Source organism: Mycobacterium leprae TN (assembly GCF_000195855.1).
GTDB lineage: Bacteria > Actinomycetota > Actinomycetes > Mycobacteriales > Mycobacteriaceae > Mycobacterium > Mycobacterium leprae.
Map to the genome: position 1 here is coordinate 2203787 of NC_002677.1, position 15402 is coordinate 2219188.

Annotated in this window: 6 protein-coding genes, 8 pseudogenes and 1 riboswitch; of the genes and pseudogenes, 3 read left to right on the plus strand and 11 right to left on the minus strand. The window is 56.1% G+C overall.

Annotated elements, in window-relative coordinates:
* Nucleotides 1–197: 197 nt before the first annotated feature.
* Both ML_RS16290 and ML_RS09320 read left to right on the plus strand, forming a co-directional pair.
* Nucleotides 198–697, plus strand: a pseudogene (locus tag ML_RS16290) (transposase); the annotation flags it as partial.
* A 1175-nt stretch (nucleotides 698–1872) separates the two neighbouring features.
* A pseudogene (locus ML_RS09320) lies at nucleotides 1873–2448 on the plus strand (cutinase family protein); the annotation flags it as partial.
* An 844-nt stretch (nucleotides 2449–3292) separates the two neighbouring features.
* Here the strand turns inward: ML_RS09320 and ML_RS19895 are convergent.
* The 7 genes and pseudogenes from ML_RS19895 to ML_RS09355 form a co-directional block, all read right to left on the minus strand.
* Nucleotides 3293–3599, minus strand: a pseudogene (locus ML_RS19895) (hypothetical protein); the annotation flags it as partial.
* Between the two features lie 2017 nt (nucleotides 3600–5616).
* A complete protein-coding gene (locus tag ML_RS16295) occupies nucleotides 5617–5916 on the minus strand; it encodes an RNA-dependent RNA polymerase family protein (RefSeq protein WP_049769633.1) in 300 nt (99 codons plus the stop codon).
* 7 nt (nucleotides 5917–5923) lie between these two features.
* Nucleotides 5924–6174 (minus strand): annotated as a pseudogene (locus ML_RS16300) (RNA-dependent RNA polymerase family protein); the annotation flags it as partial.
* 654 nt (nucleotides 6175–6828) lie between these two features.
* Nucleotides 6829–6972, minus strand: coding sequence for a hypothetical protein (locus tag ML_RS09340; protein WP_156511828.1), 144 nt, complete (start codon nucleotides 6970–6972; stop codon nucleotides 6829–6831).
* Between the two features lie 702 nt (nucleotides 6973–7674).
* Nucleotides 7675–8067 (minus strand): annotated as a pseudogene (locus tag ML_RS09345) (bifunctional adenosylcobinamide kinase/adenosylcobinamide-phosphate guanylyltransferase); the annotation flags it as partial.
* A pseudogene (locus ML_RS18055) lies at nucleotides 8051–8534 on the minus strand (cobyric acid synthase); the annotation flags it as partial. The pseudogenes ML_RS18055 and ML_RS09345, both read right to left, overlap by 17 nt.
* A gap of 127 nt (nucleotides 8535–8661) precedes the next feature.
* Nucleotides 8662–10380: a PPE family protein gene (locus ML_RS09355; RefSeq protein ID WP_010908560.1), complete on the minus strand. Its 1719-nt coding sequence runs from the start codon at nucleotides 10378–10380 to the stop codon at nucleotides 8662–8664.
* Between the two features lie 117 nt (nucleotides 10381–10497).
* Nucleotides 10498–10679: riboswitch (cobalamin riboswitch) on the minus strand.
* A 347-nt stretch (nucleotides 10680–11026) separates the two neighbouring features.
* On the opposite strand from ML_RS09355, the gene ML_RS09360 reads away from it, so the two are divergent.
* Nucleotides 11027–11404, plus strand: a complete 378-nt coding sequence (locus ML_RS09360) for a hypothetical protein (protein WP_010908561.1) — start codon at nucleotides 11027–11029, stop codon at nucleotides 11402–11404.
* A gap of 965 nt (nucleotides 11405–12369) precedes the next feature.
* Here the strand turns inward: ML_RS09360 and ML_RS19295 are convergent.
* The 4 genes and pseudogenes from ML_RS19295 to ML_RS18065 form a co-directional block, all read right to left on the minus strand.
* On the minus strand, nucleotides 12370–12498 hold the full coding sequence (locus ML_RS19295) for a hypothetical protein (RefSeq protein WP_269147012.1): 129 nt from the start codon (nucleotides 12496–12498) through the stop codon (nucleotides 12370–12372).
* A 251-nt stretch (nucleotides 12499–12749) separates the two neighbouring features.
* Nucleotides 12750–13082 (minus strand): hypothetical protein, encoded by a 333-nt coding sequence (locus ML_RS19300; protein ID WP_064430436.1) that lies wholly within the window; start codon nucleotides 13080–13082, stop codon nucleotides 12750–12752.
* 76 nt (nucleotides 13083–13158) lie between these two features.
* Nucleotides 13159–14099: pseudogene (locus ML_RS16310) on the minus strand (beta-ketoacyl-[acyl-carrier-protein] synthase family protein).
* Nucleotides 14100–14167: 68 nt separating this feature from the next.
* Nucleotides 14168–14802: pseudogene (locus ML_RS18065) on the minus strand (SRPBCC family protein).
* Nucleotides 14803–15402 lie beyond the last annotated feature (600 nt).

The following is a 15402-nucleotide window of genomic DNA, read 5'->3' on the forward strand; positions in this document are numbered from 1 at the left end:
GATCTTTTCGTCCACCGTGTCGGGTGTAAAGTCGCCGCTGCCGAACGCGAACGACCAAAAACTTGGCGCAGCTGAACGCCACGTCACCGTGGCTTTCGTCGATATCGTCGGCTACGCGCGGCTGACTACCAGCATCCAGCCTGCGGCCAACATCATCGAACTACCCAACCGGTTCTTCGCGATCGTCGTCGAAAAAGTGGACGCTGCAAAGGGTGTGCTATACCACGTTTTGTGTGGACGTGTTCTCCCACCCCATCCTGGGCTGGCAGGTGATGACCAGCAAGACCGCGGGTGCTTGGTCACATCGGTGCTTGAGCAGACGCTACTCACCCCCTATTGCACATAGCTCCATTCTCTATAACCGATTTGATTCATCACTTGGACGCGGGATCAATATACGTCGATCGCGTTCACCGAGGCGCTGCACGAGGCCGGTATCGCCGGATCCATCAGCAGTGTCGGCGACGCTTTGGACAACGTGTTTATGGATTCTGCTATAGGGACGGTACAAATCTGAATTAATCGACCAACATGCGACCTTCACCGGTCGCGTCGAACTGGAACGGGAAACCACCTCCTGGGTGCACTAGTACAACACGATCGAGACTCCACCTCATCAATATCAATCCAATACCGACCACCAGTCGCATACGAACAGCGCTACCAGCAGACAGCCACCCCGACCGAAGTGACATGAACCAATAATCTCCGACAGCTCCAGAACAGTTCACTTTCGATCGGTGGTACACCTATAGTTCCACATGCCATGTGTGGTGCACGCCGAAATGAATAATTGAAATATAGTCCAGGTCAAGTTTCGATCACCTAGATTTGATACGGACCGATTGTTAGCACCCAGGAGAAATTTGATGGCGAAGTCACGCACGGAACCATCGGCAGATTCTAAGCGCTAAGCGGAGTCCCTGCGACTAGCTCTCACTATGGAAGCGATCCGCTGCTCTTGGCTTTACAACGGTCGTCAAACCAGGTCGTCGTCAGACCGTGTGGGTCTGAGGCGGTGGAAAGTGGATATTTAGTGAGCCTAACTGACCGACTTTGACCATCCACACCTGCATCAATCGGTCGATGCACGTCCTCGCTACCCTGGTTGGGGAACCACAGGACGGCTAGCTTTGCGCTGAGTTCGCCACACCCATAGACACCAACGTAACCGTCATTGTGCCCAGCCCAGACGCCGCCATTGCGAGGCAGGCAACGTGTGTCGCCGGCGAGAACAAGTGCGAAACGAGTCTGGTGTGACAGTCGGTTGGACAGGCGGTAGCTGACCACCATAAATCACCCGATGTAAGCACTTGTCCCACGGATTGTCAACGCCCAATAGTGATTTGGGCATGAACAGCCACCAAATACCGACCCTTGCCGCACTTGGCGAACAATAACAAATGTTATTGGCCACTGCCGATAACGGCATTGTGCAATCGTTAACGGCGAAGACATTGACCTGCGAAAGTACCTCTTGGTAAACGTTTATCGGTTGGCTACCGGATCCCACAGCCACCGCTATGATCACGTCAGTGGGTGCCAGATCAGCAACCGCCAATATCCTCCTGATAAGAAAACGCTAGCGCCATCAGGGAAATCAGCAGTACGACCAGCGGCAACATACTGTCCACCGGGTGCGCAGCTCCAACATCCTCCGTCACTGAATTGGTTAACTTGTCCTTCCTAGGCCACGTGGCGTCGTGCACAGATCTAGCAACAGCAAGTACATGAATCGCTAAACATCATGCCCCGCGCTCTTTGTTTACCTAAAAATAGACTACTGCTAGCGTAGCGGCAGTTTCGATCGCAGTAGTCCTTACGGTCTACTGCCGCTGGAGTACCTCCGGGGACGTAAGGGCCACATAGTCGGCTACTGAGGCGAATTGTCCGCAGATAGAAGTCGTCTTTACCCGTGGCCGGCTGACATCACCGGGAACGGGCCATACTCGGCAATGCGTTCATCAACGCGCTGGAATCCAAAGCCAGCGATAAAAAATATTGGCGTATACACCGTGAAGTACTCTGTCGATACGACAGGTTAACGTAGGCGCCAATGACATGAACCGACATATATCGATTACATAGTCAATGGCTGTCTAGACACCCGGCTGGTACTGGGCGGCTACTCAACGGGGTGCGGCGGTCACCGACGTGGTGTTCGCGGTACCTATCGCGGCGTTTAGTTTTGACCAGCCCTTCCCGGCCAATGCCGACCAGCACATTGCCGCCGTCGCGTTGTTCGGCAACGGGAGCCAATGGATGAGTCCGATCACGAACTTCAACCCGCTCTACAAAGACAGGAGCATCGAACTGTGCCACAGCACCGATCCCGTCTGCAACACGGCTGACACGCACACCTGGCAAGACAATTGGCCACAACACCTCACGAATGCATACGTTCAGATAGATATGGCCAACCAGGAAGCCAACTTCGTAGCCAGTTAGTCCTAGGCGGCTCATCCGCACGTCGCGTGTGGAAACGATACACCATGCGCCCGCTGCCACGATCAGTCTCGTATGGGTTAGCACGATCTGATCAATGTAGCGAATGTACACCACTACGGCTGGTGTCGGTTCAGGTTTGACGTCGAACTAGCTAAATTATACTAGCACTTTGTGACACAGCATGATTCAAATCAAGATTCGAAGTTCGGCAGCTGGCTAGCTCGACCTCTATGCGCTGCTACTAGCCTTAAAGCAACATCGCTACTACCAACATGCGTTTCATATGGGGACCGTCAGGAGGTCGGTTCCAGCTGCTTCTAGCAGCTAAACCGCTTGAGGACACCTGTCAACGTCAATACGGGATAAACCCTTAAGCCAGTGTATTTTCAAGCTGGAGCATACCCGAAATTTCGGACAACAGGGCCGAGGTCACCCCCGTACGGCAACGCGCTGCCGTTCCAGGAAAGAAGGAGGCGACACATCGCTGCGTTGCAGTGCATACCGCTTAGCGGCATGCACAAGCCGGATGCACTTGAAGGAAAACCACCGTTGTTCCTGACTTATTCGCCACGATTGCTGAACTTCTCCCAAGCCAACGAATTGCGCTGTACTGATTGCGTTATCCACACCACGTGGTTCTCAGACTGTCGTTAGCCCAGAGTGGCTAATAAAACTGTGACAAAATTTTTGTCATGTTGAGAATTTAGCCGTGAATTAAGCATTTACTGGGCCTCGTTTTTCGAACAACATGGTTGATACATTAGAATAGGGATATTATTAGATATTACCAACTAGCTATGAAATATTCTACTTCACAATGTATTTCGAGTGGTAGGCAGTGTCTCTACGTAGTGGGTTGGGACAATTTAGTGCACATTGTGGCTGTTGATCTTGGCCAGCACGTCGACGAGGTTGGCGGGTAGGTGATGGTCAGGATTTGTTGTCCGGCCTCGATCTGCATGGTGCGGTAGCCGGAGGGTAGTCCGCGCGAATTTCTTAATGTTCCAATCGTTTTGGTGCTCAAACTAGTGACTGAAGACCATCGCGGCAAACACCACGGTTAAGTGAGTTTCGATGGAGTCGCGGATGCGGTGGTACATCGGGTGCACCTGCAGGTCGTGTTTGGACATCCGGAAAGCCTTGTCGATATTCTACAGCTGGTGGGAGACATCAATTAATGAACGTCGCGTGATGGCCGACGAACGAGGTTGGGGGTGTACCTTTTTAGTTCTAGCCGGCCAGTGTGCGGGTCTTGTCTTCCACTGCGCAATTGACACTCTATTAGTGGCACCGGGTTAGATATAGCGGTTGCGTTTGACCGGAGAGCGCCCATCGATGACACGCTGGGCCTTAGTGACCTGGTCATTGATGCCACCCAGCGTTTTTCGGGACCGATCGTGGCGGTATTGGTAGTGGAGTGACCCGGTCGGGGATTTTACGGGCTTTTTCTGAACTCGTCGGCGACCACCGCTGGGTAATGAACCAGCCCGTCGGGGACCGCCTCTCTGGGGTGTTTGTCACACACTATTAGCGCACCACGTCAGGCGGGTGCGGAACGCTAGCACCGAAGATATAGGACAACCCGGCAGCCTGTAGGACGACCTGGTTGGCTTCGGAGATCATGCCGGCGTCAGCCCACCACGGTCACGTCGGTCAGATTGCGAGCGGTCTTAAATGCATTGAGGACCGGCACCATCGTGGTGGTCTCGGTTCGGTTGCCCTCGAACGCCGCGACATTGAGCAAAACCCGGTAGCGTCAGTGAACGCCCCAGGGTGATCTACGGGTCCAACCGGCGTTCCTTCGAAAACCCAAGCTCGCAGAAACCATCCCCCACACCTTCTCGAAGTACAAGGTTGTCACGTCGTAGAGCACCAGACTGGCTGTACTCAACTTACGCATGAGCAGCTCACGGGGTCGAACGTTGCTGCCGGAATGCAGGTTTAGCGAAGACTGGTACTGGTAGGAGTCGATTCAGTGTCCAGTAGGCCGCCGAATCAACTCCTGTCTCCTTGAACACACATAGTGTATCGACCTTGTTCGTCGGTTCGATGACGTGTACCGTATACCATGGCGCGAACTACCTCATAGCCGCCAGCGGCGGCATCGAAACCCAGCACCTCGTAGTCTTGACACAACGCCTTCCACAGGTGCGCTGGCCTGGACACCATGATCTCCAACGGGGCGCCGGACGACTCGGGACGATCCAGGCTTTGCTGACTGGCAGCCAGACATTACATTACATTGATTCGCCACAGTCTTGAGCACCTCCAACTCCACTTCTTCGTGCGCAGAACCCAGGTGCCCGCTCTTGCGTGAACCCCACCGTGGGAACCAAACAGCCTACGCAGCCGTAGCCCCCGAAGCCATCTTCACGGTGCGTCCATAAGCCACCACCGCACTCCTAAAAACCTTCAATTAGTAGCCCAGATTCCGTCCCGCCAACGACGAAAACACCAATTCAAAAGCCTGCCAGTCGCAGATTGGGGCATGCCTGTATGTGTGGGTGTGTTTTGGTGGCGAGTTTGAAGGTAGTGGCAGAATCGGTTTGGGTGTGATCCAGCTGCTTGGGTCTGGGGCTTCATTGTCGACGCTAGAGCATAATCGCGGCCGCGGGTTGAGTAGGCCTGGGGCGCGGTGTGGGTGTATTACTTTCGGTCCGTTTCCCAGACTGGTCGCCGATCCTGGTGTGCGCGTCTTTGCGCACCGGGCTTTTCATGGTCACTACCGTTAGGCGGTGGGAATACTGGTCCAAGGGTTGGGTATTGTGGTGATTTGGTAGCGGTACCGGGTGACCGGTATCGAGGTCGGGTTCAATAGGGTGGTCTCTTCTGCGTCAATCGGTTTTCACCGTTTTTCGGAGGTGGTGAACTGCCGGCGAATGTCTTTCCATCTCCGGCGATACAGTGCTCGAAACCACCGATGGTTGATCTGTGCCAGCACGGCCCCCGGATTGCGCTGTGATTTCCTGTTTGCCAGGGCACGGATCTTGGCTTTGACCGACCGTCGTGCCCGGTCGGCGATACAAGTCCTAGACATGCCCACGTGGTCGTTGCCTTCTTGGGTGTCCACCCGGTGTGGAAGCCGCGAAAGTCCATACCAGTTACCGAAGTGCGCGGTCTTTGTCTTTGCAGTCGACAGCTGCAGACCTAGAGGCGTAAGCATCGAGTTTATTTCGTTTTGCAGGCCTCTGGCGTGTCTGGTCGCCATGTGCTGAGTACAACGCAGTCGTCCGCTACGCGGGACGACTGCGTTGTACTCAGCAGGCCTGTGACGCGGCGCCGACTAGGCAGGTAAGCAGTGGACATCGAGCCGCACGGTTTCCATGGCTGCATCCGATACTCATCGAGCCCAGGCAAGGCGATGTTGGTCAGCACCGGCGACAAGATATTGCCCTGAGACGTTCCGGTGTGAGTGTTCTGGTGCTCACCAGACTCGGTGAGCACACCGGCCTTAGAAAACGCCTTCACCAGGACCAAGTACGCGTTTATCCTTGACTGGCAATAGCATCCGCTCCAACAGAGCAAAATGTGAGATAGAGTCACAGCGCACCTCAATGTCTGCATACAGCACCCACCGATAGCTTGTAGTGCTGTATTGGTGAATTTCGGCGATCGTGTCCCTGAGATCGCCGCTTGGGGGCGGAATCCAGGGGAGATCGGCTCGAAAGCGGCCTCGACGACAGGCTCCAACACCAGCTTCAACGCAGCCTGAACGACTCGATCCGCAGATTGTCCAACAACCCGCTACCTCGACGATTTCCTCAACATGGGCTCCGGTCCGGGCGTCCACACCAGCAGTATTCGCCCCATAGTTGCCCGTGACCCAGTCAAACGCCACCAACAATGTTCGCCGGGTCACACACGAGATTGAACAGGTCATCAAACCTGCGGCCACGATCGACCGACGATGACCCCAACCCGATAAATCGTGTTGGCCACACAACACCCAAGCAGGACCTAGGACGATTCCTCCCCTTCCCGACGCCACCCAAGGCCAAGGTGCCCCCGCTTCACCGTTCCTGCTGCGACAGGCCCGGCGGCGAAGATCTCTCACCTTCACTGCCATGCCAATCATCAGCACTTCGTGACGCACGTGGATCCAGGTCGAGCCCGACCACATCACGCCGTTTGGTCTCCCACGTCGGGGTCGGTAACGAACTTGAAGGTCTTCACGCGATGCGACTGGATGCCCCCACTTATGCCAGATCCGCGCGACCAAGGAAAACGAAATCCCCCACAGCCATCAACTGCTCCGGTGACGGGCCGCTCCGACGCTGAACGGCCGATTCGCATAACATCGCCGACCAACGTCTCTACGAGCACCATGACCTCATCGATCACCGAAGCACGTCCCGTCCCCGGCGTACCCGAACCGCGATATCAGTATCTAGCCACTCCATCGGACACCAACCACACAATCCACGCCCGTGTCACCTGCCCCACCAGCACCCACAACACCCTCGTCAACCACCCCAGCCGACCCCGGTCGCCATCGCGCAACTCCAAGACAGCAACCACATACACCGCCCACTTACCTCAACCAACCACACCTAAACGCCTCAAAACCACCCACCACTAGCTGCACTTTCAACCACTCTCGTCAACGTTATAGGGACTCTGGATACAAAACTCCTTCTCAAAAAACCCCAGCAATTACCAAGGATGGTCAAGTAACCGTTTGCCTGCAGTGTCGGCACTGGCAGTATTTTATGGCGCGATGCGACTATCACTCGCACGCAGTTATGTGACGGGCGCAGTAGGTTAAACCCACCCGAACTGTCGCAGTCGAACGTGGGAACTACACACACACACACACAACGAGTCTCACTTACAATCGGGACTAGAAGGAAACCAGCAATCCGCAGCGCTAGACGCTCTCTGAAACTCCAGAATCTGGACTGAGTGCCGTTATAGGCATGTTGAATCGCTGCACCACCCGGGTTTCGGTGCACGACGGACACGTTGCTGACCATATGCTGTCACATCATACCAGCGTCAATAAACAACTGGCATTTCTATCGAAACAGGGAGCCCAGAACAAGCCCCACTCGGTAGCTACGCCGGCAGCCGATCCGCACAACTGCGGCCGCTGAATAATTGGCCGAATCACTAATATAGTCATACATATTTACTGAGGCATGCGGCCTGATAATCGCTTTGCTCAACTATCACAACGAATTCATCGTATTCGGTCGATCCTGCTGCGGCAATGTCGGTAGTCGACCCTTAAAGGGTGAGTACCCGTCCCGCGACGACCAGATGCACTTCGTCGCAGACAGCCGCCACGCGTTGGTTGATCTCGCCAAGCAGATCCCGAAACAGCACACCCGAACAGATGGGCAGGCACCACACCGAGGCCGACCTCATTCGTCACCACGATCGCGTCTGGCAATCCGATCAACGCCCCACACAACCCGTCGAGTTGTGCCTCGACCGCAGCGTAGATGTCAACAGTAGCAACATCCCATAACACCCTCGCGATCCATGAGAGCCGTCAACCAACTGCCCAGATAGTCCACCCAGGCAGGATACGAGATACCGTGCCTCGGACAAAACTTTTACGACGTCAGCTGTTTTCACCATCAGCCAAGTCGCTGGACGACGAGCCCGATGCAGCGAGTCCGAGCGTCTCGTGCAGGAAAGCCGGGCGGAGCACATCACCTTAACTAACGAGCGAGCCGTGCCACATCGTTCCGAACACCCTGTCCGTTGCGTGCACCACCCAGGCATTCCTCGGTAGCGTCACCGCGGGTAATCTTGCTGTGGTGAATCTCGTACCCTGAGGCGGAAACTCCCAAGACCTGGCCTACGCAGAGTAGCCGCAGCCCCTTCTGGACAGAGCAGGCCGTCTCCCCTGCGAGAAAACCCATATCCTCGACCTCGGCCACCAGCCCTTCGACATTATACGAATCGCGACCTATCCGGACCGGTAGCTGGAATCCACCGCAAATACCGAGCAATGGCTTGCCCGCCGCGGCGGGCTAAAGCACCGCACTCTCTAGGCGTCGTACCCGCAACCAAGCGAGATAGGCGACCGTTGCACGGGTACCCTGGCGTAGCACGGTCAGGTCGACATCGCCCCGCGCGAGGGCCGGAATGCGAACACTATGAGTTATCGGACATGTTCCACGCTTTAAAGTAAATGCTTCACCCGTACGTCACGTCGAGCCAACGCGCGGCATAGCCCCGCGGTCACGACGCTCTTATCTAGAGTCATTCGTCGTCCCAGCCACCAGCAGGACCAATATCAGCCGCATTGTAACAGAAAGTTGGGTCAGCACCCCAGGTTCGCGGCAACATTGGCGCGCGTGGACTGTCGCTGAACGTACCGTTGGACAGAGTGACCAATCCTGTGGCGGGTCCGGAACTGGCCTGGCGGGCAGTTCCGGCTAACCCCAGAGTTCCTGCGCCTTGATCCGATGCCGTCGGCGCGGCCTTCGGGTTGGGCGAACCGCTCGAGTCGAACGGTGTGACCTTTGCCCGTCGACGCCACCGCGATCGAGCTTGCTCCTGGGGCGTTGCCGCAGCGTCAGGGGCTTCGATGCGGTCGGGTGCTGATGACTGCTGTCGGACGCTAGTGCCCACCACCCCCCTGGCCGTCGACGGCAGGCGACCCACCAGGTAACCGAAGCTTTCCACGCCCGCACCGGTCACCGACGGTGGTGCGGTAACCGGCGGCGGACCAGGCGGCGTGACGACCGGCGCGGTCGAGGCTGCTGGAGCCGGCATCGGGGTCGGAGTCGGTATCGAAGCTAAGGTGGGCATCGAAGGCGGGACGACCGGGGCCACCGCTGCTACGGGCGGAGCGGACGGCAACCCGGGTGGTGCCACACCAACCAGGCCCGCCAGCTCCGACAAGCCCGCGAAACTGCCCGCTGCACCCGCGGTGGCAACCGCTAACGGAGCGGTCAACAGCGGTAGAATCATCGGGAGCAGCACAAAAGACTGTTCAATCATAGTCTTAACCAACGCGATGGTATCGGTGATAATCGTGCCAATGGCTTCGATGGTGGTGAACAGCAGGGTGAAACCGATAGTCACAGGATTACCCGAAGCGAACGCCGCTGCAAGATCGGCCCCGATAAAAGCGAAGGTCTGGGACAAATAACCGACATATGAACCTATGTCCATCGGAGTGCCTAGGGCAAACGCAATGTTGAAAGGGCTGAGGAAACTAAGCGGATTACCAAGCGAAGGCAACCAAGGATCAAATCCGGAAAACATCCCTTGGAAGAAAGGGTGGTTCGTCAACGAGGTTATTAGCGGTTGAACCAAAGTGTTGTAAAAGTCGGTGTAGCCGATCTTCTGCAACCATTGCAACCAATTTTGGACCTGAGGGGACTGGCTGGGGGCTGTCGGCGACGGCTGGTCGGAACTGGCTTCCAGCGCGTCGCTTGCCATGATCTGGGGGGCGGCGATGGCCTCCGGGGCGGAATCCACCACCACCGTAGAGACCTCCTGATAGGTGCCCATCGCAATGGCGGCCTCGACCCACATCCGCACGTAGTCGATTTCGTTGCGAGCGATCGGGATAGTGTTGATGCCGAAGAAATTAGTGGTCACCAACACCGTGTGGGCAGTACGGTTGGCGGCTAGCTCAGCCAACGTCGGCATCATCGCCAAAGTGGTGATGTAGGCTGTGGCCATGGTTTCATAGTGGGCTGCCATCACAGCGCTATCAACGCTGGCTTGCCTCAGCCACCCTAAATACGGCAAATAGGCGATCACATATGCCTCGGCGGCCGAACCGTCCCAGGAGCTAACCGGCACCACCACCAACAGCGCGACCAGCTCGTCGGCCATCTCAGCGTACACGCTACTCAACGAGCGCCACGCTTCAGCTGCCACTAGCAGTGGACCGGATCCTGGGCCTCTGCTTAGCAGCGCCGAGTGCACCTCCGGGGGTGACGCCATCCAGATCGGCGCACTCACCGCGAGCCACCCGTAATCGGATGCGATTCAACGCTCCATAGTGGCGACCGGGCCGAAAAAGTATAAAGTTGCAACGTCACGACTAAGACAGCTTTCTCCGGGATACGCCGCCCCGGGTTAGCAGGACGCGATGACGCGAGTTTCCTGGCTCTCGGATCACCGCTTGCCTCGCCTTCCAGCCAATGGCCGTGGCCTACGAGGGTCGCTCCCCGATTACAGTGGCGGGACCGCGCCGGCTTTGCACCGACTTCCTGCATCGTCATCGCCTTTACAGATACACAGTGTCGCATATAGTACAGCAACGCTGGGGCAATCCGCTCAGCCCGCAGCCTGATTTGCTACTACACCGTGGGCCCGATGGAGTGTGGCCCACCCCGATTGCACGTCCCCTGGGTGACCCTAACCGTAATAACCAGCCTAACTACTCGCCATGGCTGGATGCGTTAGCCCCTCTAGCCCATCTGGACATCAGCGCCGCGCCAGATGCCGGCTAGCCTGACTGACTTCAGCCCGGAAACTAGACTACTTCCCGAGAAGTTGACGGTCACCGACGCTATGAATTTCACCGTTAGTTACCACAACAGTTGCCAAATCCTGACGGTCGAGCAACCCATATCCGGGCAGTTAACCCGAGTCGTATGTGCTGGTGCGCTGCAGCGCTTCGGCCCCGGGGCTAACCGGCGACCTGGCACACGGACAACAGATCACGGTACCGGTCACAAGACCGTATTCGGCGTCGACCACTCACTTGGGGATGATCACCACACTAAAGCAGACCGCTGGTGTCGCTGACACCGGCGACACCGTCACCCCGCGGATCCGCCAACGCGTCACCGTCGGGAAGATCACCGAGTACACGCCGGGTCAGCAGGTCAACGTGGCGGCTGTGATCACAGATCACCCTGATATGATGGTCACCACGGCTCCAACAATCTGCATTATGCCATTCGGCGTCGACAACCACGTCGACGCCGAATGGCTAAAGCTCACCTCGTTAGGCCTTAGGCCGCGTGCAATTAGGTGAAGGTGTTAGCCGTGTTGACCGGCACCGGAAAAGAAAGCCGGCAAATTCAATGACCAATCCCGGGGCGAACTACCACATGATGGCCAACAAAACCACCGGAGGTGCTATCCGGAACCCCGTATCAGGGCACCTGGGTAGTGCCGGCAGGCGGCGACTCTGCCGGCCAGCTAATCATCGACGCGGGCAGTAGCTATCTCCGTAGGCCGATGACCAACGCACCGGAAACTTGCAGCTGATCTTAAAATAGGTCTACGCTACAGTAGGTTTAAGTCTAGGTACGTACAGAGCCCCTTGGTCACTAACTACATGGAAAACCCTCAACTACGATCTGCTCAACTACGATCTGGTAGCCGGCACCCCCTACAGTGGGCTGGCTGGGGGTGCGCAAGGGCTACAGCTTAGTTTGGCGGCCGAAGCGATCAACCCCGGCAACGGCAACAACGATTGGCAAAGCTATGTGGGCGCACCCTGATCTAGCGCTCAGAGATCTGGTGGCGATCCTACATACCGAAATTGCCTCCAATCACCAGTTCGAGTTCTACCGACAGGTACCCCATCGACGATCGGTATTTGCTGGTCGTCTACGCCGTTCAACGACACATCCGCTATAATAGTTATTTACGGTACGGGGGGCTGGGCTGGCTTCGCCAGCACCAGCCACACGTGCGGACCGAAGCACACGCTCGGCTTTCCAGCTCTACGATCATGCCACAGACTTTATCTACCGCAGACAACACCGTAAATACCGACACTCGATTGTTTAAGTTCACGGTGATTCGTGCACCGCTATTCGGATAAAATCAGGCCCGGAACAGGCCGCGACAGTAGATCACACCATATCCGACCCTTCTTTGCGAAGCCAGGTACATGAAGTTCGCATGAGCGTGGGTGTTGAATATCCCCAATACGCTTAGATATAGCTGACGTTCAGCCGTTATGAGCAGGATCCATGGCAGCAATTCGTCTTAAACATCGTAGGCAGCCGCGACCTCAAGCAAACTGGTGATCACGATACCGAAGAACAGCTGCTGAACCCACAACGTCCGGGCTAGCTCAGCAAACGCCAACCCGTAGTCGATCGACAGTCCCAGCAACCCATACGCCTTGAGAAGACAATGCTACCACTTTGAGTAAACACGCAGTCAGCGCCGCTAGCTGTTTCCGAATAGGTTGACCCGGTGCTCAGGCGAGGCGAATTCGATCTACACCTCATCGAGCAACACGACAGTATGTCGCAGCACCCAGCGTAGAAATCTCTATAGCGCGCCCGTCGACTCTAGCATGCCGGTAGGGTTTGTGCGGACGACACACCACCACGCAAGCAGTAGTGGCGGCATCGGCCAGCCTATCGAGGTAATTGCAGCCATGCTTGTTGAGAGAAAAAGTCACCGGGATCAGCCGCGCCATCTGAGCGATGATCGGATAACCGTCGAAGGTGGTTGCCGCGGCGACTATTTCGCCCACCCGCGGTGGTCAACACCTGCAGGGCCTGTAACACCACACCGGTCGCACCGGCGCCGAGAACCACCTGATCCGCGGGTAAGCCGATATTGCCGGCAATCAAGCGTAACAACCGTTCGGGCAGAAACTCCGGGTACCGGTTGGCCGCGTTGATCGAACGAATCGACGCCGATCGCACCGCAGTGAGTTGCAGAAAAGTATGCTCGTTGCGCGACAAAACAAACGGATCAACGTGTCAGGTACTCAGTATTAACCTCGTCGATTACGGGGCTCACAATGGGTTGCATCAGCCCCTATCTCCTAAACGCACCGGTGTGCGCAAAGGCTGCTGTTACGACCACCCCCCTAGTCTTGATCTGACCATCAGATATCGCGGGCTCGAGGTTGATCATTATACCGGAACCGAAGAGGTTGCTGCACTAAGCAAATCAAATGTATCCCTATGTCTTTCCCAGGTCCCCTGGGGAAATTACCGCCAATTACGCAGAAAACACGGCTGGTTGTTTGGTAACCAGCAGATCGATATCTTTGGAAGAAAAGATAATTCGGTAGCATACTGCCACCGACACTTCAGGAACCTACCGGTTGCCACGAGTCAGCACTTTAGTAATCTTACTTTCGGTGACACCGATGCAAAGCTCATCGGTCCCGGGCATCCACCACTTGCGGGTGGGTTGGGAGAAAACGTAATTTCACCGGTGGTATTCCCCGTAGATGCGGCACTCGATAACCAGAATCGGCGACTGGTTACTCACCCGTGACCAGGACCACCACGGCGCCGGCACCTAAGCCTTCTGGCGAATCACCTGTCGATCGGACACCTGGCCGGCGGCATTTTGCGCGATAGCTATCACCACGGTGCGCCCCAAACCTGGGGTCAACAGTCAGCGAGCCTCGTTGAGCACCAATACAAACACAGCGCACCCGCCATTGTGCATATAAAGCACTCTAGGCTAGTCGCATGCCCAAACGGTGTGCAACACCCTCGCTAGCGTCGTAGAACGGCAGTTCAGGAGCCTCGATGTAGGTGATCAAACACACCTGCACCTCGATGAGGTCGTCGCCTTACCGTTCAATCAAACCCCGCGACTCACTCGCAATCACGTCAATCACCGTCTTGTCCGGCACAACATGGTGGCGGAACTTGGGGGAAACGGAACATTACGTTGTCACGCAGATCATCGGACAGCGCGAACTGCGCTTAGTAGTCTGCGCCGATCGGCTCACCGGGCAGGTAAGTGGAAAGTTGGTCAGACTGACGCTGGGTTAGCTCACGATGTCCTACTACCCTCTTGCCTCATCCTAGGTCATTGATTTCGGGGTCACCGGAAGGCCATTGTGGTGGACGGTACTCGACAATTGCTTTAAGGTTTTTTTATTTTCGGCAGGTGTCCTGCGCCAAACAGGTCTCAGAAATCACCGACCAAGGACAGTAGATTCGGGCGGTACTGCCCTCCGGGTACGGGTTGTGGTCGTAGAACGGGTGATATCCACAGTACAACCACACACTGCTTGTCGAGAACCATTTGGGCAGCTATGACACGCATCAAGCAAATCGTCCACAGGCTTTTCCTTGATCCCACGCCAGTGGTAGTCGACGGTGCGAACCTGCGAGTTGACAACGATGCGGGTGTTAGATTTCGGTCCCTGAACAGCCCGGTGGGAGCCAGCCACAAACCCGGTTTATCTGCGAGGATAAAATCACGTGGACTGTCGATCCACTCCTCGAGACTGCGGGTACCAGCAACATACTAAAACAACTCGTCGAGCGTACAGTCACCGTAATCGTTTACGGTGCAGTACTCGCCTAATACTTGGTCGTGCGGGTAGACCAACTACATCATCTACATAATGATCGGAGTGCCCTTTTCAAAGGGGTAGGTATCGATGCCGGTGACCTCGTCGATTTGCGTGGTGATAGCGTCAAGAGCTGGCAGCTACATTGGTTCGGTTTTTCTTCGCTGTTAGATTCTCTACTACAGCAGTGTTTCCAACCGACTGCTAGATGAGAAATGTTGCTAAAGTCGGGATTTCGTGCGAAGTCGCACTCCACACTCACCATCGCAGGGCTGTCCACGACAAGTGCCGAACGCATAGCAGCGGCAAAATCGTCAAAGTCGCTGATGTCAAAGAACGTTAGCTCCGGGAAAATCTCTGCCAGAACGGCGTTCAACCGGCTGTATATAGAATCGATTGTAGCTCTGGCGGTCTTCAGAGAACAGCTGCTCCCACAGGAACACACATGGCGTGAGTATTGTTGTTGAACAACATAAACTTCACCGGAAGCCGTTAATGCACGGCCGTGTGCACTACCATGCCGTGCAGAAAAACACACTGTCGCCAGCAATCACCACTGTACGTCCGCTGTTGACACCCCGAACGCCATGCCGATCACGACGCCGAAATTGCGGAACCGATGCGCTACATCGATCCCCCAATGATCATATTGCGAGCAACGATCAATATCCGCACGCCGAGCGCTCTGTGTCGCCGATCACTTCGGGATGCTACCAGGTTTGCAACAAGGTCTCTTGTAT